This is a genomic window from Sediminicola luteus (genome assembly GCF_040566555.1).
Classification (GTDB): Bacteria; Bacteroidota; Bacteroidia; order Flavobacteriales; family Flavobacteriaceae; genus Sediminicola.
In genome coordinates, this window is sequence record NZ_JBEWYP010000006.1 from 67,489 (window position 1) to 90,185 (window position 22,697).

The 22,697-nt window shown below is 40.1% G+C and carries 23 protein-coding genes; 5 read left to right on the forward strand and 18 right to left on the reverse strand.

The window, feature by feature from the left end:
- Window positions 1-3: 3 nt before the first annotated feature.
- Genes murG through mraZ form a run of 9 tightly spaced genes read right to left on the reverse strand, consistent with a single transcriptional unit; the run spans window position 4 to window position 10,047 of the window.
- On the reverse strand, window positions 4-1,095 hold the full coding sequence (murG, locus tag ABXZ32_RS11210; RefSeq protein WP_354618767.1) for an undecaprenyldiphospho-muramoylpentapeptide beta-N-acetylglucosaminyltransferase: 1,092 nt from the start codon (window positions 1,093-1,095) through the stop codon (window positions 4-6).
- On the reverse strand, window positions 1,082-2,281 hold the full coding sequence (locus tag ABXZ32_RS11215) for an FtsW/RodA/SpoVE family cell cycle protein (RefSeq protein WP_354618768.1): 1,200 nt from the start codon (window positions 2,279-2,281) through the stop codon (window positions 1,082-1,084). The genes murG and ABXZ32_RS11215 overlap by 14 nt, the downstream gene beginning before the upstream one ends.
- 1 nt (window position 2,282) lies before the next feature.
- Entirely contained in the window at window positions 2,283-3,617 is a 1,335-nt protein-coding gene (gene murD / locus ABXZ32_RS11220) for a UDP-N-acetylmuramoyl-L-alanine--D-glutamate ligase (RefSeq protein WP_354618770.1), read from the reverse strand.
- A complete protein-coding gene (mraY, locus tag ABXZ32_RS11225) occupies window positions 3,617-4,837 on the reverse strand; it encodes a phospho-N-acetylmuramoyl-pentapeptide-transferase (protein ID WP_354618771.1) in 1,221 nt (406 codons plus the stop codon). The genes murD and mraY overlap by 1 nt, the downstream gene beginning before the upstream one ends.
- A gap of 42 nt (window positions 4,838-4,879) precedes the next feature.
- Entirely contained in the window at window positions 4,880-6,343 is a 1,464-nt protein-coding gene (locus ABXZ32_RS11230) for a UDP-N-acetylmuramoyl-L-alanyl-D-glutamate--2,6-diaminopimelate ligase (protein WP_354618772.1), read from the reverse strand.
- Window positions 6,340-8,346, reverse strand: a complete 2,007-nt coding sequence (locus tag ABXZ32_RS11235; protein ID WP_354618773.1) for a penicillin-binding protein — start codon at window positions 8,344-8,346, stop codon at window positions 6,340-6,342. The genes ABXZ32_RS11230 and ABXZ32_RS11235 overlap by 4 nt, the downstream gene beginning before the upstream one ends.
- Window positions 8,346-8,663 (reverse strand): FtsL-like putative cell division protein, encoded by a 318-nt coding sequence (locus ABXZ32_RS11240; protein ID WP_354618774.1) that lies wholly within the window; start codon window positions 8,661-8,663, stop codon window positions 8,346-8,348. The genes ABXZ32_RS11235 and ABXZ32_RS11240 overlap by 1 nt, the downstream gene beginning before the upstream one ends.
- Before the next feature lie 36 nt (window positions 8,664-8,699).
- Entirely contained in the window at window positions 8,700-9,596 is an 897-nt protein-coding gene (rsmH, locus tag ABXZ32_RS11245; RefSeq protein ID WP_354618775.1) for a 16S rRNA (cytosine(1402)-N(4))-methyltransferase RsmH, read from the reverse strand.
- Window positions 9,583-10,047, reverse strand: a complete 465-nt coding sequence (gene mraZ, locus ABXZ32_RS11250) for a division/cell wall cluster transcriptional repressor MraZ (protein ID WP_082591131.1) — start codon at window positions 10,045-10,047, stop codon at window positions 9,583-9,585. Before mraZ ends, rsmH begins: the two co-directional genes overlap by 14 nt.
- 268 nt (window positions 10,048-10,315) lie before the next feature.
- On the opposite strand from mraZ, the gene ABXZ32_RS11255 reads away from it, so the two are divergent.
- Both ABXZ32_RS11255 and yihA read left to right on the forward strand, forming a co-directional pair.
- On the forward strand, window positions 10,316-11,080 hold the full coding sequence (locus ABXZ32_RS11255; protein ID WP_354618776.1) for an alpha/beta fold hydrolase: 765 nt from the start codon (window positions 10,316-10,318) through the stop codon (window positions 11,078-11,080).
- Between the two features lie 12 nt (window positions 11,081-11,092).
- Window positions 11,093-11,719 carry a ribosome biogenesis GTP-binding protein YihA/YsxC gene (yihA, locus tag ABXZ32_RS11260; RefSeq protein WP_354618777.1) on the forward strand — a complete coding sequence of 209 codons (627 nt, stop codon included), beginning with the start codon at window positions 11,093-11,095 and terminating at the stop codon, window positions 11,717-11,719.
- 7 nt (window positions 11,720-11,726) lie between these two features.
- Here the strand turns inward: yihA and ABXZ32_RS11265 are convergent, their stop codons facing one another.
- From ABXZ32_RS11265 to gldB, 3 genes are read right to left on the reverse strand one after another with little or no spacing between them, the layout of a single operon-like run.
- Window positions 11,727-12,122: a GTPase gene (locus tag ABXZ32_RS11265; RefSeq protein WP_354618778.1), complete on the reverse strand. Its 396-nt coding sequence runs from the start codon at window positions 12,120-12,122 to the stop codon at window positions 11,727-11,729.
- A 57-nt stretch (window positions 12,123-12,179) separates the two neighbouring features.
- Window positions 12,180-12,515: a gliding motility protein GldC gene (gldC, locus tag ABXZ32_RS11270; RefSeq protein ID WP_354618779.1), complete on the reverse strand. Its 336-nt coding sequence runs from the start codon at window positions 12,513-12,515 to the stop codon at window positions 12,180-12,182.
- Window positions 12,516-12,568: 53 nt separating this feature from the next.
- Window positions 12,569-13,531 carry a gliding motility lipoprotein GldB gene (gene gldB / locus ABXZ32_RS11275; protein WP_354618780.1) on the reverse strand — a complete coding sequence of 321 codons (963 nt, stop codon included), beginning with the start codon at window positions 13,529-13,531 and terminating at the stop codon, window positions 12,569-12,571.
- Between the two features lie 93 nt (window positions 13,532-13,624).
- Between gldB and nadE the strand changes: the two genes are divergently transcribed.
- A complete protein-coding gene (gene nadE / locus ABXZ32_RS11280) occupies window positions 13,625-14,413 on the forward strand; it encodes an NAD(+) synthase (protein ID WP_354618781.1) in 789 nt (262 codons plus the stop codon).
- A gap of 172 nt (window positions 14,414-14,585) precedes the next feature.
- Window positions 14,586-15,215 (forward strand): response regulator transcription factor, encoded by a 630-nt coding sequence (locus tag ABXZ32_RS11285; protein WP_354618782.1) that lies wholly within the window; start codon window positions 14,586-14,588, stop codon window positions 15,213-15,215.
- Between the two features lie 61 nt (window positions 15,216-15,276).
- Here ABXZ32_RS11285 and dnaG read toward each other — a convergent pair whose 3' ends face one another.
- Window positions 15,277-17,256 (reverse strand): DNA primase, encoded by a 1,980-nt coding sequence (dnaG, locus tag ABXZ32_RS11290; protein WP_354618783.1) that lies wholly within the window; start codon window positions 17,254-17,256, stop codon window positions 15,277-15,279.
- A 114-nt stretch (window positions 17,257-17,370) separates the two neighbouring features.
- On the opposite strand from dnaG, the gene ABXZ32_RS11295 reads away from it, so the two are divergent.
- Entirely contained in the window at window positions 17,371-17,625 is a 255-nt protein-coding gene (locus ABXZ32_RS11295) for a zinc-ribbon domain-containing protein (protein ID WP_354618784.1), read from the forward strand.
- A gap of 22 nt (window positions 17,626-17,647) precedes the next feature.
- Here ABXZ32_RS11295 and ABXZ32_RS11300 read toward each other — a convergent pair whose 3' ends face one another.
- From ABXZ32_RS11300 to rlmN, 5 genes are all read right to left on the reverse strand, one after another.
- Window positions 17,648-18,715: a porin family protein gene (locus tag ABXZ32_RS11300; RefSeq protein ID WP_354618785.1), complete on the reverse strand. Its 1,068-nt coding sequence runs from the start codon at window positions 18,713-18,715 to the stop codon at window positions 17,648-17,650.
- Window positions 18,716-18,813: 98 nt separating this feature from the next.
- Entirely contained in the window at window positions 18,814-19,578 is a 765-nt protein-coding gene (locus tag ABXZ32_RS11305) for a hypothetical protein (RefSeq protein WP_354618786.1), read from the reverse strand.
- A gap of 90 nt (window positions 19,579-19,668) precedes the next feature.
- Entirely contained in the window at window positions 19,669-20,235 is a 567-nt protein-coding gene (locus ABXZ32_RS11310; RefSeq protein WP_354618787.1) for an RNA polymerase sigma factor, read from the reverse strand.
- Between the two features lie 210 nt (window positions 20,236-20,445).
- Window positions 20,446-21,423, reverse strand: coding sequence for a polyprenyl synthetase family protein (locus ABXZ32_RS11315; protein ID WP_354618788.1), 978 nt, complete (start codon window positions 21,421-21,423; stop codon window positions 20,446-20,448).
- Between the two features lie 182 nt (window positions 21,424-21,605).
- The gene (gene rlmN, locus ABXZ32_RS11320; protein WP_354618789.1) at window positions 21,606-22,649 is read right to left on the reverse strand and encodes a 23S rRNA (adenine(2503)-C(2))-methyltransferase RlmN; all 1,044 of its coding nucleotides are present in this window, start codon (window positions 22,647-22,649) and stop codon (window positions 21,606-21,608) included.
- Window positions 22,650-22,697 lie beyond the last annotated feature (48 nt).

A 22,697-nucleotide genomic window follows, 5' to 3' on the forward strand; every position in this document is an offset into this window, starting at 1 on the left:
GCATTATTTGTTTAATATCTTTTCTATCTCATCCACGATATGCTTGGTAGCATTCGGCTTTGCCAATTTCTTTATATTGGCACTTAGTTCCTCTTGGCGCTCCTTGGAGTTGAAAATCTCCTTGAAAACTACCTCGAATTGGGTTCCCAATTCTTTTTCCTTCACCATTTCAGCAGCATTCTCTGATATCAGGGCCTGGGCATTTTTTGTTTGATGGTCTTCCGCAACATTGGGTGACGGAATAAAAATCACCGGTTTCCCCACAATGCACAATTCCGAAACTGAACCGGCACCTGCCCTTGAAATAATCATATCCGCGGCCCCATAGGCAAAATTCATATCGTTCAGAAAGTCGTACACCTTTACCGTATCCGAACCGTGTTTCTTGTACTCCTCATAATAGAGCTTCCCACACTGCCATATTAACTGCAGTCCTAAGGCTTGAAAAAAAGACAGTTTCTCTTCTACCAATTGATTGATTCTTCTTGCCCCCAAACTTCCTCCCAAAATCACTAAAACCGGTTTTGAAGCGTCCAATCCAAAAAATTCAACCGAAGCCTTTTTATCAACAACCGCCTTCATTAAATCACTGCGTACCGGATTTCCTGTCTTTACAATTTTATCGGCAGGAAAAAACTTATCCATCCCATCATAAGCGACACAAATTTTTTCCACTTTTTGAGCCAGCATCTTATTGGTGACCCCGGCATAGGAATTTTGTTCCTGCAACACACATGGTATCCCTTTGTTCGACGCTATTTTTAATAGTGGCCCACTGGCAAAGCCTCCGGTACCAATAACTACCTGAGGTTTAAATTTTGTCACTATGCTACGAGCTTCGATCAAACTACTTATCAATTTTACGGGAAACATTAAATTTTTAAGGGTCAGTTTCCGCTGCAACCCACTAATCCACAATCCTTTTATTTTATACCCCGCCTGAGGAACTTTTTCCATTTCCATTCTATCCTTGGCACCTACAAACAGAATATCAGCATTGGGATACCTCAATTTCAATTCGTTGGCTATAGCGATGGCCGGATATATATGTCCGCCTGTTCCTCCCCCAGAAAGTATAAATCTATAGTTGTCCACTTAGCACTTCTAAAGGGTTCGTATCATCCAATTCAGAGGCATTTTCCTCTTCTTCCATATTTTTATTACTTGCACTCAATACGATGCCTATTGCAAGACAGGTCATCCAAATTGAGGTACCACCACTACTTATTAAGGGTAAAGTCTGCCCCGTTACCGGAAATAATTCTACGGCCACGGCCATATTGATCAGGGCTTGGAAAACAATGGGCAAACCAACTCCCACGACCAATAACTTGCTAAAAACACTGGAGCTTCCATTGGCAACCACCACTATTCTAAACAGCAACAACAGATAAAAGAACATAATGGCAAAACCGCCAATAAGTCCGTATTCCTCCACGATAATGGCATAGATAAAATCTGAAGAACTCTGTGGCAAAAAGTTCTTCATTACACTTTTTCCAGCGCCGCTACCCACGATTCCACCGGTGGCGATGGCAATTTTAGCCTTTTCAATCTGGTAATCAGCCTCCGTATCCTCTGGATCCCAAAAGCTTTCCACCCTACTGATCCAAGTATCAACCCTGTTGGGAAATAAATCTGGAACAGCCTTGGCCAGCAATACGAACAAGGTGAGCAACAGAATTCCCGTCCCTATTATCCCCATTAAATATCGCATAGGATACCCCCCCATAAAACACAGCAACAATACCATAAAAAAGATAATGGCAGCTGTGGAAAAGTTAGCGGGAAGTATCAGTATCAATACCAAAAAAACTGGCAGCCACAAGGGCAGGATACTTTCCTTAAAATTAATTTCCTTGTCCTTTATTTTTGTGAGATACCTAGCGACATAGATCATTAAAACCACGGACGCCAAAGTAGAAGTTTGAAATGTAAAACCAACCAATGGAAGACGTATCCAACGACTGGCATTCGCACCTTCTATAGTTGTCCCTTGAGCCAAGGTGTATACCAACAACAACAAAACTACAGGCATTGCAATAAGAGAAAGACCTTTAAAAAAGTGAGTCGGTATCTTATGAACGCCATAAATAACACCGAACCCCAGGATCAACAGCATCGCATGTTTCAACAAATGCCCCACCGTGGTCCCATTACCTACCACATATACCAAATTACTACTGGCACTGTAAACAGGTAAAAAAGAAAATAGGGCCAAGAGGGCTACTACCCCCCAAATGGCTTTATCTCCTTTGATATTTTTAAAAAAATCTACCACACTATAGGTTTTTTACAGCTTCTTTAAATTGATCTCCTCTATCTTCATAGTTTTTAAACAGGTCAAAACTGGCACAGGCCGGGGACAACAAAACTGTATCGCCACGCTCGGCAATTTTATAGGCCACCTTTATCGCTTCTTCCATTGAAAAGGTCTCCACCATTAAATCCACCGCATTACCAAAGGCATCCTTTATTTTGGAATTATCCAACCCCAAACATACGATAGCCTTTACCTTTTCCCTAACCATAGGCATTAGGGATCTGTAATCATTGCCCTTATCCAAACCTCCAACAATCCAGACGGTAGGTGTCTTCATACTGTCCAATGCATAATATGTCGCATTTACATTGGTGGCTTTGGAATCATTGATGTACTGCACATGATGGATCTTCAATACCTTTTCCAATCTATGGGCGGCGCCTTGAAAATTTTGGACACTTTCTCGGATTGTCTGTTTTCTAATCTGCACCAACTTGGCCGCAGTTGATGCTGCCATAGTATTTTTAAGGTTGTGCTTGCCTTCTAAAGCCAAAGTGTCTTGCTCCATCTCCATTGTGTTATTTTGAGTTGTAATCTGTATTTTGTTGTTTTTTATATATGCGCCTTCCGTAAATTCTTTCTCCAAGGAAAAAGGAATCAACTTGGATGGTATTTTGTGTTGTTCCAAATAATCCATTATTACTTCATCATCAGCATCGTAAATCAGGTAATCCTCCTCGGTTTGATTCTGTATTATCTTAAATTTGGAAGCGATATAATTTTCAAACTTATAATCATATCGATCCAAATGGTCGGGCGATATATTGGTTATGATCGCGATATGCGGTTTAAAATCTACAATGCCATCCAATTGAAAACTACTTATCTCCAACACGTAATAATCATAATCCTGTTCTGCTACCATTTTCGCAAAACTGTCGCCAATATTACCTGCCATTCCCACGTTCAATCCACCATTTTTCAATAAATGATTGACCAACATGGTGGTCGTGGTCTTTCCGTTGCTTCCTGTTATTCCTATGATAGTAGCTTCGGTATATCTAGAAGCGAACTCTATTTCGGAAATAACGGGGATCTTCATCTCCTTAAGCTTTACCACTAAGGAAACCGTATCTGGTATTCCTGGACTCTTCATGACCACATCGGCCATCAATATTTTAGCCTCCGTATGTCTTTCCTCTTCCCAATCGACCCCAAGATTTTCAAGTTCGATTTTGTATTTTTCCTTTATTTTCCCTCCATCGGACACAAAGACATCATAGCCCATTTTCTTTCCCAAAATGGCCGTTCCCACACCGCTTTCTCCCCCGCCTAAAATGACCAATCTCTCCATTAGCGAACTTTTAAGGTTACGATACAAACAATTGCCAAGAGAATTCCAATAATCCAGAACCTAGTCACGATCTTACTTTCGTGATACCCTTTTTTCTGGTAATGATGGTGAAGTGGCGCCATTAGAAATACACGCTTTCCTTCCCCTAATTTTTTCTTGGTATATTTAAAATATCCCACTTGCAGCATTACTGAAATTGATTCAGCAAAGAAGATTCCGCACAATACAGGAATCAAGAGTTCTTTTCTTACGATAATGGCTATTACAGCAATTATTCCTCCGATGGTAAGGCTACCCGTATCGCCCATAAATACCTGGGCCGGAAAGGCATTATACCATAAGAACCCTACCAGGGCCCCTAAAAAGGCAGCTATAAATACCACCAATTCCCCCGCCCTGGGAATAAACATGATATCCAGATAGTCCGAGAAAATAATATTACCGGAAACGAATGCAAAAATACCCAGGGTAAAGACAATTATCGCCGAGGTTCCCGCAGCTAAACCATCTATGCCATCGGTTAAATTAGCGCCGTTGGATACCGCTGTAACTATGATGATAATGATTGGAATAAAGATCAGCCACGCATAAGGCTGCAGACCATCTCCCGCCCAAGTGATAAAAGCACTATAATCGAGCTCATTATTCTTAAAAAAGGGCACCGTGGTCTTGGTGGATTTTATTTCATTGCCAGATTGGGCGACAACGGTATAATTTTGTGTTATTACCGTTCTGTTCGCTTCCTTCATGGTTACTTGGGGATGAAAATAAAGGGTTGAACCCACAATTAGGCCCAGTACCACTTGCCCCATTATTTTAAATCTCCCTTTAAGCCCCTCTTTGTCCTTCTTGAAAATCTTAATGTAGTCATCTACAAATCCAATGATCCCCATCCAAATGGTGGTGACAATCAACAGGATGATATAGATATTGTCCAGCTTGGCAAACAACAGCACCGGAATCAAGGTAGCTATGATAATAATTAACCCTCCCATTGTTGGGGTACCTGCTTTTTGTTTCTGACCGTCCAGTCCCAAATCCCTTACTGTTTCCCCAATCTGCTTGCGCTGTAAAAAAAGTATGATACGCTTTCCGTAGGCTGTAGCTATAATCAATGAGAACAATACCGCTATCGCTGCACGGAACGTTATAAACTGGAACAGTCCCGCCCCAGGGATTTGGTAATGTTTTTCTAAATATTCAAAAAGGTAGTATAACATATATCTTTTCTATTTTCCTCTTTCCAAATGAAAATGGAAATGCTACTTATTTAACATCTTTAATAATTCCTTCACTTTTTTATAATCATCGAAATCTACACGCACCCCATTGGTCTCTTGGTAGGTCTCATGGCCTTTTCCCGCTATGAGGATGATATCATTGGCTTCTGCCAATTGGCAAGCAGTTTTTATGGCCTGCTCCCTATTTTCAATAGCAAGTACCTTGCGTACATTTTGCGCCTCTACACCTTCCTCCATCTCCTCAATAATCTGTGCAGGTGACTCCGTACGTGGATTATCAGAGGTAAAAATGGCCTGATTGCTCAATTCTGTAGCGATATGACCCATAACCGGACGTTTAGACTTGTCTCTGTCACCACCGCACCCCACTACGGTAATGACTTTTTCATTTCCAGTCCTCAATGCATTTATCGTAATAAGTACATTTTTTAATGCGTCCGGCGTATGGGCATAATCGACTATTGCAGTAATTTTTTCTTTGGATATAAAATATTGGAACCTGCCATCTACATTTTCCAATTCACTCAGTAACCTTAATATTTCCAGTTTTTCCAATCCCAAAAGATCGGCAGTGGCATAAATAGCCAACATATTGTAAGCGTTAAAATCCCCTATCAACCTGGACCAGACTTCATCACCATCAATCTTCAACAATTGACCATTAAATTGGTTCTCTAAGATCTGGGCCCTATAATCGGCGTAAGACTTTAGGGCGTAGGTGAATTTTCTGGCTTTTGTATTCTGCAACATCACCAAGCCATTTTTATCATCGATATTGGTGAGGGCAAAGGCCGATTTAGGCAACTTATCGAAAAGTATTTTTTTGGTATCCCTATATTCTGCAAAGGTTTTGTGGTAATCTAAATGGTCATGTGACAAATTGGTGAAAATGGCACCGGCAAATACTAGTCCCTCTGTTCTTTTTTGATGGATCCCATGGGAACTCACTTCCATAAAACAATACTCAACCCCCACCTCGTTCATTAAATGCATGTGGTAATTAATGGTCAAGGCATCTGGAGTTGTATGGCTGGTAGCATAAACGTTGTCATCTACCATGATTTTTATCGTAGAGATCAAGCCCACTTTAAAACCTGCCTTCTTAAACAACTGATACAAAAGGCTACTGATAGTTGTTTTACCATTGGTGCCGGTAATCCCTATCAATTTCAAATTTTTGGAAGGGTTTCCGTAATAGTTTGAAGCCATGATTGCCAAGGCTTTATTCCCATTATCAACCTCTACATAGACCACCCCGTTCACCATTACACTGGGAAGCTCCTCACAAATAATTGCTTTGGCCCCAGCCGCAACCACCTGTTCTATATATTTATGACCGTCTGTGACAGTCCCTTTAATCGCCACAAAAACATCATCCAATTCTACTTTTCTAGAATCAAAAACAATGGCATTGACCATAACATTGGTACTTCCGCTAACAGCGGATAGGCTAACCCCATACAATATGTCTTTTAACAACATCATGAAAGTTCCAATATTATTTTTTTGACTTTGGTCAGAGCCGTTCCTTGGGAGATGGACTGTCTTCTTACCTTACCATTACCCTTAACCTCTACTTCTATTCCTAAATTTTCCAAAAGGGCCACGGCATCCATACCGCTCATCCCCTTAACATTTGGAAGAATCTTATAATCTTCTTGCGCTTTTGCGTAGTATTGCTCGTAGTTTTTTTCCAATTGCAACTCTTCAGGTCGCACATCGTCAATCTCATCCGTCAATGGATTGGTAGCGTAAATTTTCTGGGCGATGGACTTAAATACTGGACCGGAAACATCTGCCCCATAGTATCCCACACTCTTATCGGGCTCATGAATAACCACAATGCAGGAGTACTTCGGATTATCTGCAGGAAAATAACCAGCGAAAGTAGAAATGTACTTTAACTTGTTTGGATCCTTGGACACATAATCTTTTTGACAAGTACCTGTTTTTCCCGCCATGGAAAAATTAGGAGAATACAAGCTGTGGCCTGTTCCGTAATCCTTTTCCACAACATCCTTTAAAAGTTGTTGCACCTTGTTCACCGTCTCTTTGGAGCATATGGAAGGATTGATAACCTCCTTTTCAAATTTCAGTATTGTCTTATCCCATTCCCTTACCTCTTTGATCAATCTGGGTTTTACCATTTCACCATCATTGGCAATGGCATTATAGAAAGAAAGAGTCTGCAACGGGGTCAGGGCAACCTCATATCCATGAGACATCCATGCCAGCGAAATTCCGGACCAACCTTTGTCCCCTGGGTATCTGATCACAGGCTTACCTTCTCCATTGATAGGGAGCCCCAACTCTTTGTGGAGATCCATGTTCATTAGTCTATTGACAAATTTTCCCGGATTATCCTTATAGTTGTTATGTATGATTTTAGCAAAAGCGGTATTGGAGGAAAGTTCAAATGCCTTAGCTACGGATATTTTACCATAACCTCCCCATTTAGAATCCCTAACAGTCCTATCATAAACACGCCATTGCCCCTTTTCAGTATCAATTACTGTACTCGTATCCACTACCTTGTCCTCCAAGGCCGCAACCAAGGACATTAATTTAAAGGTAGATCCAGGTTCATGGGATTCTCCTATGGCATAATTTAAACGCTCGTAATAATTACCGTCACCGGTGATGCCCAAATTAGAAATAGCCTTAATTTCCCCGGTCTTGGTCTCCATTACAATGACACAACCATGATCTGCCTTGTATTTTTCCAACTGCCCCAAAAGGGCATGATGAGCTATGTCCTGAATATTGATATCAATGGTAGATATAACATCGTACCCATCCTGAGGCTCCACGATATTATCGAATCCTATGGGTTTCCACTGCCCTTTTGCAATTTTCTGCTTTAATCTCTTTCCTTCAACACCCCTTAAATATTCTCCAAAGGCCCCTTCTAGACCTACACGGGTGTAATAGCCATTTTCATCTACCCTTTCATAGCCAACACTTCGTTCTGCCATTTTTCCCAGAGGATGCTCTCGCACCGTCTTTTGCTCTACAATGAGTCCACCTTTATATGGACCTTTATTGAACAATGGAAACTCCTTCACCTTTATGTAATCTGAATAATCTAGATTGCGGGCTATCAATTTATACCTGTTCTTATTGGCCTTTGCCTTGCGAAACAACTGCTGATAGTAAGAAGAAGGCTTGTTGAACGTTTTGGACAATGCATCGGACAATGGCTTTACATTCTCTTCAAAATCCTTATCGCTTACAGTTTCTGCATCAAAACGTATGGAATATCTGGAAACGGAGGTCGCTAACAAACTCCCGTCATCAGAATACAAATTGCCCCTATTAGGGGCAATGGTAAACATCTTTTCTGTTCTATCCATGGCGAGCTTTCGGTACTTGTCCCCATCCACCATTTGGATGCTGACCAGTTTTACCAAAACCGCGATAGCGAACAGGAATAGAAATCCCACCACTATATACAATCGGGTCAATATGTTTTTTTCCGTTGTAGCCACTATTCTTTAGACTTTACTATTATTCTATTTGGCGGGGTTTCGGAAGGATACAATCCATCCTTTTCCAAGGCCCCCATGATGGCGGACTCCAGTTTCAACCCTTGCAGGTCCGAACGCACATCCACAAATTCACTCCTCAACTCCCTTACCTGTTCATTTAATTTTGCAATACGGTGCACCTTGCTATCGGCACTATGCGAACTCGCTATCATTACGGTAGCCAAAAAAGAGGCGAAAATGATAAAAAGCCAATTCTTGGGAGCATCGCCGCTCACCAAAAACTTACCTTTTAAAATATCCAATAATCCTTTTCTCATACCTTATTATATTCCTGAGCCAAAAGCCCAAACCGGTTAAATTCTTTCTGCTATCCTCAATTTGGCACTACGCGCCCTATTGTTCAATTTTATTTCTTCTCTTGAAGGAACTATCAATCCCCCAACTTTTTTAAAGGGAACATCTATATTTCCATAAAAATCCTTTTCAGGATCTCCATCAAAACGTCCTGCCCTAATAAAGCGTTTCACCAAACGATCTTCCAATGAATGGTAACTGATCATACTCAATCTCCCTCCCGCTTCCAGTATTCCAGGTGTCTGCATCAAAAACTCCTTGATCACCTCGATCTCTTGGTTCACTTCAATACGTATGGCCTGATAAATCTGTGCCAATATTTTATGCTCTTTGGAAGAAGGCAAAAATTGCTTTAATACCCCTTTCAACTGATCTGTGGTCTGAATCGGAGATTCTTCCCTGGCAGCCTCAATAGCCTTGGCCATGGCATTGGCATTTCTTAGATCCCCATATTCAAACAACACCCTTCTCAGCTCATCATATGAGTAATTATTTACCACATCATGGGCAGAAATCGTATTCTTTTTGCTCATCCTCATATCCAGATCGGCATCGAAACGGGTGGAAAATCCGCGCTCTGCTTTATCAAACTGATGGGAGGAAACGCCAAAATCGGCCAAAATACCATCCACCTTTCTAATGCCATAGAACTTTAAAAATTGAGTCATGTACCTAAAATTCTCATGGATCAACTGAAAACGCTCATCGTCCAAAGCATTCTCCAAGGCATCCTCATCTTGATCAAAAGCATACAACTTGCCCTTTTCACCCAACCTACTCAGTATTTCCCTGGAATGACCGCCACCACCAAAGGTGACATCAACGTACACTCCATCCTCTTTAATATTGAGTCCATCCACAGACTCTTTTAACAACACCGGATTATGATAACTCATCTCCATCATCTCCCATTACTTCTTCTGCTAAATCCGCAAAATCCTCTGCAGTTTCATCAATTACTTTTTCATAACTATCCTTATCCCAAATCTCAATGATATTGATAGCCGAACTCAACACCACATCTTTGGATATACCTGCTATGGAAACTAAATTCCTAGGGATCAACAATCTACCCGTAGCATCTACCTCAACAACCTTGACCCCGGCAGAAAACCGCCTGATAAAGTCATTATTTTTCTTTTTGAAACGGTTTTTTTTGTTCATCTTTTCCATCAAAAGATTCCATTCTTCCATAGGATACAATTCCAAACAAGGCTGAAAAACGGAGCGCTTCAAAACAAAACCATTGGAAAGCATAGGGGCCATCTGATTCTTAAGGGCAACAGGCATCATTATCCTGCCCTTAACATCGGCTTTGCACTCGTATGTCCCTATGAAACTTATCACAAATTAAGGTTGGTTTACTTATATAACTCAAATATATAGAAATTATTACCACTATTTACCACAAATTACCACATTGTTAATAAATTTCTTATTTTTAGAATTAATTTAGAGCGTAACATCCTGATAAATAGCTCAAAAAAAAGTGGTAGACTTTTCGGAACATCCTTTAAAACAGAGAGTTATTACCACCTTTACATTTCGACTAAATGCATTGCTATTAGGTGGAATTGTCTATATTTGTCAACTAAGACCAGAAGCCATCCTTTAAATGGAAGAACAGATTATTAAAGAAGGAAAATTTAAATACATTGAGATGGGTGAAGGAAAACCCATTATCATTTTACATGGTCTCATGGGTGGTTTAAGCAACTTCCATGGCGTGATGACCCACTTCCCAGAAAAGGGCTATAAAGTGCTCGTTCCTGAACTTCCCATTTATGACATGCCCTTATTAAAAACTAATGTCAAAAGTTTCGCCAAATTCTTAGAACAATTCATTGAATTCAAAGGTTTGAAGGATGTGATTCTTTTGGGAAATTCGCTTGGCGGCCATATTGGACTCCTACACACAAAACTTTATCCCAAAAATGTAAAGGCCCTTGTGATTACCGGTAGCTCTGGCCTGTACGAAAGCGCTATGGGTGACGGTTATCCAAAACGCGGGGATTACGAATTCATAAAAAAGAAAGCCCAGGACGTTTTTTACGATCCAGAGGTAGCCACTAAAGAAATTGTTGATGAAGTTTTCGCAACAGTCAACAATCGCATAAAATTGGTAAAAACGTTGGCTATTGCCAAGAGCGCCATTCGCCACAATATGTCCAAGGATCTTCCCAATATGCATACCCCGGTCTGTATTATTTGGGGTAAAAATGACAATGTAACCCCTCCCAATGTAGCAAATGAATTCCATGCATTACTTCCGGACTCCGAGCTTTATTGGATTGAAAAATGTGGGCATGCCCCAATGATGGAACACCCCAAGGAATTTAACGCTCTATTGGACAGCTGGTTATGCAAGCGCAACTTCTAAAGTAAGATTGAAATGAAAATTAAGTCGGCCAACTTTGTGATAAGTAATTCCAAAGTGACCCATTGCCCCAAGGATCCATTACCGGAATATGCCTTCATAGGCAGATCTAACGTAGGGAAATCTTCTTTGATCAACATGTTGACCCAAAGAAAGAGTTTGGCCAAAACTTCGGGCAGACCTGGAAAAACGCAGCTCATCAATCATTTTAAAATTAATGACAACTGGTTTTTGGTAGATTTACCAGGTTATGGATACGCCAGAGTGTCTAAAAAGGACAAAAAAACCTTCCAAAAATATATTACGGATTATTTTAGGGAGCGTCAACAACTAGTTTGCGCTTTTGTATTGGTTGATATCCGACATGAACCACAAAAAATTGACTTGGAATTCATGGAATGGATGGGTGAAAATGCCATTCCTTTCTGCATTGTCTTTACCAAGGCTGACAAACTAAGACCCAAGGCCATTGAAAACCATATAAATGCCTACATAAAAGATCTATTGGCAGGTATTTGGGAGGAGGCACCACAGTATTTTGTAACCTCATCCACCAGTGATATTGGGCGGGAAGAACTACTCCTTTTTATTGATGACCTCAACGAAAAATTCTTTAAAGAATTACAAAATTCTGTTTTGTAATTTACTATTAGGAAGCTTCCGATCTGCTCTTTAGAACACGTATCAAATCTTCGGGATTTTTAAGCGCATTCAATTCCTTCGTACCCACAAATACATCAAAGCCATTTGCTGATTCTGCAAGGATGATGGGAAATGTAAATTTGTGTCCAAATTTGGAGGCATACCCTTTAGCAAACTCATCTTTATGCAAAAATTCCATATCTAGAGAAGACTGCTCTCTAAACCTTTTCCATAACTTATTCTCAGAAAACACCCCAAAAGTTATATCGCATAGATTGCAATCATAGGTTTTGGGGCTCAATATTTTATGGGCAACATCCATCAAGGCATTTCCCTTTCCGGAGTTTGCATTATACACAAAAAGTAATTTTTCCTTGGGGGTTACTCTGACTCTATTTTCCATAGTACCCAGTAAGTCCGCCTGAAGAAAAAATCCTTACAAAATGCTATCGCTTCAAGCCTATTTTTTAAGTTCGAGTTTTTCCGCGAAATAATCACAGAAATCCTTCATCGTGGCCGTCATTTTTTCGTCTTGGGTAGCTTTCATAAAGGTGTCAGACAGGGAAACCAGTGTCTGGTGAAAGAATATCTTCATTTCGTCCACTGGCATATCCTTGGTCCATAAATCTATTTTCAGGGATTCTTGATTCTTGCTGTCCCAAACTGAGAGCAACATGGCCTTTGCCTCTTCATTGTCTACACCTCCATCTTGTGCTGACCAGCTCAATTTTTCCGGAACCCTGTTTTCATCAACGGCAACCCTTAACGTTATCTCTGAAGTTTCTAATTTTGACATTTCAATTTTTATTTTTATTCAATTAATACCCTTGGCAAATTTACAAGACCTCCTTATTTATTGGGCTTATATTTAGACCTTTTAAACACTTCGTCGGCAGGAAGACTTAATAATTGCTGTAAAGTCACATTATTCTTCTCCATAAAAGATCTTACTATTTCCCATCCTATATATCTTCCTATACGACCTGGCGACTCATTGTCCAGCTCCAGTTGGAATTTTGAAAATGGCGCCTGATCCAAAAACCGCATGGCCAATTTGGTATCGGTACTATACAATAGTTCACGTTCTATAAAATACCGCCAAATCATTTGCTCATTGGCTTGCGCCCAATCCAATTCTTCTTGTGAGTATCCTATTTTGATGGCATCTGATTCCAATGGTAAAAGTTTATCTTTTAAATAGAGTTCTTTGCCGTAATAAATCAATTGTGATAAAAAGGCACGGTCCCTTGGGTAAGGATTTACTTTTTTCGCAAATGCTGCGGCCACATCGGATACCATATACTCCTTGTCCAAACCAAAGGAAATATACTTCTGTATCCCGCCATAAAATTTATGATCCTGCCCCAGATAATTATCCAATCCAATAATTAATAGGGAGTCGGCCAAAATTACACGGTTATTATAATCCACGTCAGAAGTAATCGTCACAACTGTTGGAAGGCTTATAGTTGGAAAGTAATATTTTACATGTTTAAAAAACAATTCCAAGTCCTGGGTCTCTTTGTTAAAATTTGGAAAAGTCTTCCCCACTTCGTACAACAGCTCCACTTGAAGGGTATCCTTTAATTTAGCTTCCCATACACTATCGGGATATTGTGTAGGAAAGAGATAAGGGTATGTATTTTTAAGCCCTGGAATATCCAAGGGCCCTGCTTCAGCAAAATCCCTGTCAAAACGCAATACTTTTACATTTACATTAATATTCTGAACCTCTTCTTTTACTTTTTGGTCATCTGCACAACCAATAACCATGAAACACAGTCCTAAAATGAGTATAATTGGATTTTTCATCTAAAGTAATTACCGCTACACTTTAATATTAAGCGCTTACGCTTTATTTTTACGGAGCAAAGTTAATTGTTTTCAACTTAAAAAAAGACATCTATGCAAACCGAAAAAGTAATAGATCATATTGTAAAATGGTTAAAAGATTACGCCACTAATGCAAAATGTAAAGGATTTGTGATCGGCATCTCTGGGGGCATAGATTCTGCCGTAACATCTACGCTATGCGCAAAAACCGGTCTTGATCTATTATGTCTGGAAATGCCCATCCACCAGGCGGAAAGTCAGGTTACCCGTGCTTCTAGGCATATAGAATGGCTAACTCAAAATTTTTCGAATGTAAAAAGACAAGAGGTCAACCTAACACCTGTATTTGATCAACTAGTTGACGTACTGCCCACAGTGGAGAAGGAAGAGGATAGGTTTATGTCCTTGGCCAATACCCGCGCTAGGCTACGTATGACCTCTTTATATTATTTTGCAGCACTTGAAGGGTATCTGGTAGCGGGCACTGGAAATAAGGTAGAGGACTTTGGCGTAGGTTTCTATACTAAATATGGGGATGGAGGGGTCGATTTAAGCCCCATAGCAGACTTATTAAAGACAGAGGTTTACGAGATTGCAAAAGTTCTCGGGATTAACGAGGAGATCATTAAAGCAGCACCTACGGACGGACTTTGGGGAGACGATAGAACAGACGAGGACCAAATTGGGGCATCCTACCCTGAATTGGAATGGGCAATGAAAATGAAAGAAGAAGGAAAAACCATAAATGATTTTAAGGGCAGGGAAAAAGAAGTCTTTATTATCTATAATAGATTTAATTCTGCGAATCGGCATAAGATGATTCCTATACCCGTTTGTGAGATACCCATTGCGTTAAAATAGCCGCTTAGCAGAAAATATAGTAAATAAGACGAATAAAATGCCAAAAAATGGGTGTTTTGTTAAAAAAAACTAACATTTGTTTCAGGAATTAAAGATTTTAACCTTACATTACCTGTCAGTATTTTTTTGCGTGATGTAGTAATAGATGTTGAGATCTATAAAACAAAGCATAATGATAAAAGTTTTAATTGCAGACAATCATCCTATCGTTCGAATGGGCATTAAGCACGTTTTAGATGCTGCTTCGGATTTTGAAGTCATTGATGACGTTTCAAGCACCACTGAGTTATTTAAGAAATTAGAAGTAGTGACTCCCGACGTGGTTATTCTTGAAATGGACATTCCTGAAATCAATGGGATTGCCGCTTTGAGAAAAATGAAACAGGATTTTCCTGACGTTAAGGTTTTGATCTACAGCGGACAGTCAGAAGATGTTTACGCACTTAGCACTATCAGGGCGGGCGCTTATGGGTACTTATCCAAAGTGGCCGACATAGATTACATTATCACAGCAACGAGGAAAGTTAGCGAAGGGAACATGTTTATCACCAATGAATTGGCCCAGAGACTAGCTTTTGATGAAGGCACCCAAAAACCGAGAAGGTTTTTCAGAAAACTTTCTTCTAGAGAAGTTGAGGTTTTAAAATTACTAGCCAGCGGAAAACGAAATAAAGATGTTGCCTTAGGGTTAAACCTAAATGAAAAAACAGTTAGTACCTACAAGGCCAGATTGATGAAAAAATTAAATGTGGACAATCTTGTAGATTTACTACAACAGGCTAAGGCACTGGAACTGTATTAATTTTACTAAATAGACATACACATAAGCCATGGGAGACCGTGGCTTTTTTTGTTGCAAAAAATCAAGAAAGCACCCTATTCAATTTCTTGTTCAACAACTTGTTCAATTGTAAATAGTTCATGATTTCCTCCAGTGTTTCCCTATGGTCTTCCTCCATATTTTGGGTGTTTTGCTGTAGGACGTCTATTCTTCGCTTGATCAGAAAACAACGAAGGGTCAATATGGTTTCACTTACCAATTGCGCCACCCCTACCCCTTTCTCTTTAGGGTAAATATCCTTTCGCTCCCAATCGTGCAACATATACTTTTCTTCTTCCATTAAGATGGAGGAGATTTCTGACACTAGTTCCTGATCCAATTCTGCCATAAAACTGTTGATGGCAAAATCCTCCTTTTCATTAAGGCCTTCTATTAACTTGTAATAGATATTCTTGAATTGCTCATGGGTAAGTTCTATCTCGTCCTCTTGAAGGTCCAGATATATTTTTTCATATACTTTGGCCTCCATTACTTCTGGCTCCAAAACCAGATCCCCGGTCTCGTTCTCCTTAAGGATCAAATCCTCGAATTTCTGTTTTTGGTTGCCGTACAAAAGCAAGAGCTCTATCAGTTTACGTTCCAGCTCATATTGCACATCTACCTTTACAACATCCTTTTTATTATTCTTGACCACCTCAAAGGCCCTTTGTTCTTGGGGCGCTTTTTTGGCTGCATCGGCACTGTCTTTTTTTCCAATTTGCGCCAAGGTATTATAGAGGACCGCTTCGGAGATATTCATGATGCTTGCACATTCCTGAATATAGATCTCCCTCTTGATCCGATCTGGAATCTTGGAAATACTGTTCACAATATCCCTGACCGTATCGGCCCTTTTTATGGGATCATTGGCCGCCTCCTTGACCAAAAGCGAGGCCTTGAACTGGATAAAATCTTTTGAATTGTCTTGCAAGTACGCAACAACATCCTCATAGGTGTTATTTTTGGAAAAGCTATCCGGATCTTCCCCTTCAGGGAAGGTGCAAATCTTAACATTCATGCCCTGTTCCAGAATAAGATCAATTCCACGAAGGGAGGCACGCAACCCTGCTGCATCACCATCAAACAACACGGTAATATTTTTGGTAAGCCTATTGACCAATCTGATCTGATCCGGTGTCAGCGCTGTACCACTGGAAGCAACCACATTATGGATCCCACGTTGGTAAAATTGGATGACATCGGTGTATCCTTCTACCAAGTAACAATTATCTTCCTTGGCAATGGCTTGTTTGGCATGATAGATCCCATAGAGCACCTTGCTCTTGTGATAGATATCACTTTCTGGAGAGTTCAGGTACTTGGCCGCCTTTTTATCATTGGTCAAGATACGACCCCCAAATCCCAATACCCGTCCACTCATGGACTGTATGGGGAACATGACCCTTCCCTTAAACCTATCGAATTTTTTAGTTTCACCTCCACCTTCATTCTCCTTAACGATGGTGAGCCCTGTTTTTTCAAGATATTTTAATTGATATCCCTTATCCAAAGCAGTATTGGTAAAGGAATCCCATTGATCCAAACAATAGCCTAGTGCAAACCTTTCTATGGTATCCTCGGTAAAACCACGTTCCTTAAAATAGCTTAAGCCAATGGCCTTTCCGAGCTCTGTTTCTTTTAAGGTTTCCGTAAAATATTTCTGTGCATATTCAGAGACAAGGTACATGCTTTCCTTTTCGTTGGCCTCTTCCTTTTGTTCGTTGCTCTGTTCTGTCTCCTCTATTTCTATATTGTACTTTTTGGCCAAATATTTTATGGCCTCGGGGTAGGTAAAATGTTCGTGCTCCATTAGAAAAGCCACGACATTGCCGCCCTTGCCGCTGGAAAAATCTTTCCATATCTGTTTTACAGGTGATACCATAAAACTAGGTGACCGTTCATCCGTGAAAGGACTAAGGCCCTTGAAATTGGAACCGGATTTTTTGAGCTGTACAAAATCCCCAATTACCTCTTCCAATCTAGCGGTTTCGTATACTTGGTCTATGGTAGATTTTGAAATCAAAGCAGTTGTTTATAGAGGGGTTAAATGTAACAAAATAGGAGCGCTTTTGAAAGATAAATCTATTCCATAACTTTACCTTGGTTAGTAGCATATTTATTTAAATTTGAATAAGAAATGATTTTATTTCTAGGGACCAAACGAGGCAAAGAAAAAACCCAGGTATTGGAGGGCATTTCCTGTCCTTATTGCCAACAAGCAAATACACTGACCGCCATTTCTTCCCCTACTTATTTTCATCTCTTCTGGATCTCACTCTTTAGAATCAACACCAACCATTTTGTGGAATGCTCCCACTGTAGGAAGGCCTATTATGAAAATGAATTTACCGAGGAGATGAAGCGGGCCATAGAAAGCCGCCAACCCCATTAATACAGTTTAATGTTAAGTATGACTATAGATCGAACCTCAAGCCCAATGAAATGTTATGTTGTTCCACAACCGCATTTTTGAAGATGGGATTTAAATCGTATTTCAAATAGAGTAAAGTTCCTCCAAAACCTGTATATGCACTTAAGCCATAAATAAAATTACTGGTGTTATAGCCCCTTTTCAATTTATCCTTAACATCATCTCCATCAATTTCATACTTTAATTTTTGTCGCGTCCCCATATTAAACCCTCCATAGGCTCCAACCCCAATTCTAAATTGTTTGTCCAGGGAATAACGTATGGTATTAGCAGTCTGAACGACCTTTGAGGGACCAAACTCAAAATGAATAGGAAAAACCAAATTATCCATTCGTAATTTTGCCTTGTCCAATTCAACGGGAAATACTTCCAAGTTGGTCTGATTCCCATCCATTTCAAAATACCTATTGTCGTTTGGCTTTAAACCGTTGAATTGAAAGGAAACTCCATAATGCAACCTCATGAAATTGGAATTCTCAAAAACTCGCGTCCTCCAGGCCCAACCAATTTCAAAAAAACGACTGCCTCCAATTTTGTACGGCGTATCCTCTAAACCCTGACCATCAATCAAGGCATTGTTCAATCCTATGGCCATCACAAAATCTGTATAGGTGCGTCTGTCATATACAGGCTTTTCTTTCTTTTTACTGGAATTGATCGCAAGAAGTGGCTTATCATCCATATCAATGCCAACTCTTACTTTCCACTGAATGGTATCCGAAGATATCACTGGATAATTCCCATCAGGGTTGCGTTCCAAAAGTGCTATTTCATTTTCAATAATGGCTATTCTGTTCTCAATGTTCAAGGCCCTTTTCTTTGCAGCCTCCTCCTTTAAGATTTGAGACTCCTCTACGGTGATCTCTTTGGCTTCCAAGCGTTTGTTAATTTTTGAAATCTCTATTTTCAAGGCTTCCTTCTCCTGCTCGGTCACTTTTAACCTCGCATTTTTCAATTCTTCTACCCTAGTATTACTGACCTCTTGGGAATAACCCATCCCGGTAAAAAGCAACATTACCGCTAGTACTAAAAACACACTTAAAGTTCTCATAATTGTTCTGATTTACACACCTCTCCCATCCCCATTCCTATTTGGAACGGGATGATGGAGGCTTTTGATTAATGATTGATGAATGGCTTACTATATATTTATTCGTTTCGCGTTGCCACGGCGGTACGTACCTTTAAAAATCCGTCTTTAAGGGCGTCAAAAATCTGATCCCTAAATGATTGGTCCATTTCGCCTTCGACCTGCGTCAACAAGGCCATGGCATCTACGGAGTTACCTTTCATAAATAGCTGTTCTTGAAGTATTTCCTGCTGAGCGTTTTTCAATAAGGCATCTATTTCTGCATTGGTTACTTCCACTTGATGCTGTTCCAGAAAATCAATCTGTTCTACCAATTGGGCTATTTTAGCATCGATAACCTTATTGGTCTGAGCTGTTAAACCCTCCCCTTCGGCCAGCTTGGCATTCTCCAGGGACTTATTATCATTGGACCTAGTTTTCAAATGGTCCTCTCTGTGGTTTTTAACATTCACTACAGCATCACCCATAGTGTTTTCAGGTTCTTTCTCAACATCTGAAGTTGCTTTCACTCCTAGTGTCAGTTGCTGCTCCCCTTCACTTTTTTCAGGTAACGCCTTTTCTGTTGGGACGGTCAATTTCTCCGTATCCACCACCTTGTATTGATCACTTATAGCATTGTCCTGACCTATATAATAAATAACAGAAACCAAAATAATTCCAATAAACCCTGCGGCAATACCATACCATAAAAATGAATTCTTTTTTCTTGAATCATTGGTAGAATTCATTTGGGAGGCAATGGCTTCCCATGCGCTATCAGAGGGTTTTATATTCCGCTGATCGAGCTTTTCCTTCATCTGTTCTTCAAACTTCATTGGTGCCATAACTATACTTTTATTTTTTAACTACATTCTGGGATCCGGTTAAGCTGTGAAATCACCACAAAACAAATTTCCATACCGCAATCCACAGACCTATTTTGAATGCATCCGCTCACTCATTTCAAAGACTTTCAGCTGCTCCTGCAACCTCTTCCTGGCTTTGAACAATTGGGACTTTGAGGTGCTTTCAGAGATTTGTAGCATTTCTGCGATTTCGCTGTGCTTGTATCCCTCCAAGGCATAGAGACCAAAAACCAATCTATATCCTTCCGGTAAGCCGTCTATTAAGGTTTGTATTTCCCCAACCTCCAATTGGGATCCTATGGATACATAATCCTGCGAATGATTTTCCAGAACCTCCCCATCAAAAATTATTGGTTGGCTTTTTCTTAGATAGGTAATACATTCCCTGACCATTATTTTGCGGATCCAACCTTCAAAACTACCTTCGTGCTTAAAATTGTTCAAGTTGGTGAAGACTTTTAAAAATCCCTGCACCATAACATCTTCTGCAAACTGAATGTCTTTGATATACTGCCTACAAATACTCAACATTTTAGGCGAATGCTTTTCATATAACCATTGCTGCGCCTCACGCCTACCGGATGCCGCCTTTTTGATCAGCAGTTTTTCGTTGGTATAAAAGGTGATTATCTTCAAAGCGGGTTAATGTTGAGTTCTATTTCTATAGACGACTTAAAGTTATAAAAGGTTGCCTGAGGGGAGAATAAAAATCAAATAATTTCGAAAATCCTTCAATAAAGCTAGTTAAATGGCATAAAAAGAACTGTAAAACCTGTGGACAGGAGAAGTTTGGCCATCATTTAGGCGATGGTCCAACTATCTACTACCACTAAATAAGTTTGAATTTTATTTTTTACGCTCTACCACGTAATTCACCATAAGTATGAGTGACCTTTTGTATGGGGAGTCGGGATATGACTCCAAGAGACCTAGGGCTTCACTTTTAAAGCCAAGCATTTTTTCTACGGCATAATCCAATCCGCCGTTCGATTTCACAAAAGTGATGACTTCCTTTACCCTTTTCTTGTCCTTGTTGTGGTTTTTGATTGAGTTTATCAACCACTTCCGGTCCTTTTCCGCAACTTTATTGAGCACATGGATCAGGGGCAACGTCATTTTTTGTTCCTTAATATCAATTCCGGTAGGTTTTCCAATCTGCTCCGTACCGTAATCGAAAAGGTCATCTTTGATCTGAAAGGCCATTCCTATCAATTCCCCAAAATTTCTAAATGTTTCCACTTCATCGGATTCCGGTTTTACCGAACAGGCTCCCAAACTGCAACAAGCCGCTATCAGCGTAGCGGTTTTCTGTCTGATGATCTCGTAATAAACCTCCTCTGTAATATCCAGCCTTCGTGCCTTTTCTATCTGCAATAACTCCCCTTCACTCATTTCCCGTACAGCGACCGAAATGATTTTAAGAAGATCGAAATCGCCATTATCTATGGACAATAATAACCCTTTGGAAAGGAGATAATCCCCAACCAGAACGGCAATCTTATTTTTCCATAAGGCATTGATGGAGAAAAAACCACGGCGTATGTTACTATCATCAACAACGTCATCATGGACAAGGGTAGCGGTATGGATCAATTCTATAACAGAAGCCCCACGATAGGTCCGCTCATTAATGCTTCCTTCTGAAACCATCTTAGCGGTCAGGAAAACAAACATAGGACGCATCTGCTTCCCCTTTCTATTGACAATATAATAGGTGATTCTGTTGAGCAGGGCCACCTTGGAAGACATGGACTCATAGAACTTTTTTTCAAAAAGTTCCATTTCATTATTAATAGGCTCCCTAATCTGGTTTACAACTTTCACAAAGTATGTTTTTCCAATTTTGGTTTGGAATAGAATTGGTTCTGCAAAATTAAGTAAAAATAAAAGGCTTTTGCCACAACTTGGACAATCGGTTTGAAAAAATGGAAGACTGTTTACCTATTCCCCTTTCAACAAAGGAGATTTACTTAAAATCCAAACGTGTCGGCTCTATATGTTTGGAACTATTGTTTGTTGGCCAATTGGCCACATGCAGCATCGATATCCTTCCCTCTCGACCTACGTACGGTTACGACTATCCCATTTCGCTCTAAAGTCTGAACGTAACGCTCTATGGCGTTATTTGAAGCCTGTCGGAATTCTCCGTCGTCAATAGGGTTGTATTCTATTAGATTTACCTTGGAAGGAGCAAATTTGCAAAAATCAACCAGGGCATCCACATCTTTCTGCTGGTCATTGATCCCTTCCCAAACAACATATTCATAAGTGATCCTACTTTTGGTCTTGTTGTACCAATATTGCAGTGATTCCCTGAGATCGGCTAGGGTAAATGTGGCATTAAAAGGCATTATGGAAGTCCTAATATCATCTATGGCCGAATGAAGGGAAACTGCCAATTTAAATTTTACTTCCTCATCCGCCATTTTCCGGATCATCTTTGGTACTCCGGACGTGGAGACGGTAATTCGCTTAGGTGACATTCCCAGTCCTTCTGGAGAAGTAATCTTTTCTATCGCCTTTAAAACGTTGTTATAGTTCATCAAGGGTTCCCCCATGCCCATAAATACAATATTGCTCAAAGGTCTATCAAAATACAATCTACTCTCATTATCTATTACCACGACTTGATCATAGATTTCGTCAGGGTTCAAATTACGCATACGTTTTAATCGGGAAGTAGCGCAGAACTTACAATCCAAACTACAGCCCACCTGACTTGATACACATGCCGTAGTTCTTGTTTTTGTGGGGATAAGTACAGATTCTACTACCAGATCATCATGGAGCCGCACTGCATTTTTAATGGTTCCATCACTACTGCGCTGCATTTGGTCTACCTTAATGTGATTGATCACAAAATTGGTTTCCATCATTTGACGGGTCTCCTTAGAAATATTGGTCATGGCTTCGAAGGAATGGGCCGACTTCTGCCATAACCATTCGTAAACCTGGTTCCCCCTGAACGCCTTGTCCCCTTCGCTAACGAAGAAATCTCTTAGCTGTTCCTTGGTGAGTGCCCTTATGTCTTTCTTTTTTACCGTTTCCATTTCTACGCAGCAATATTATCTTATAAAAAATCCCGTCTATCCCTCAAT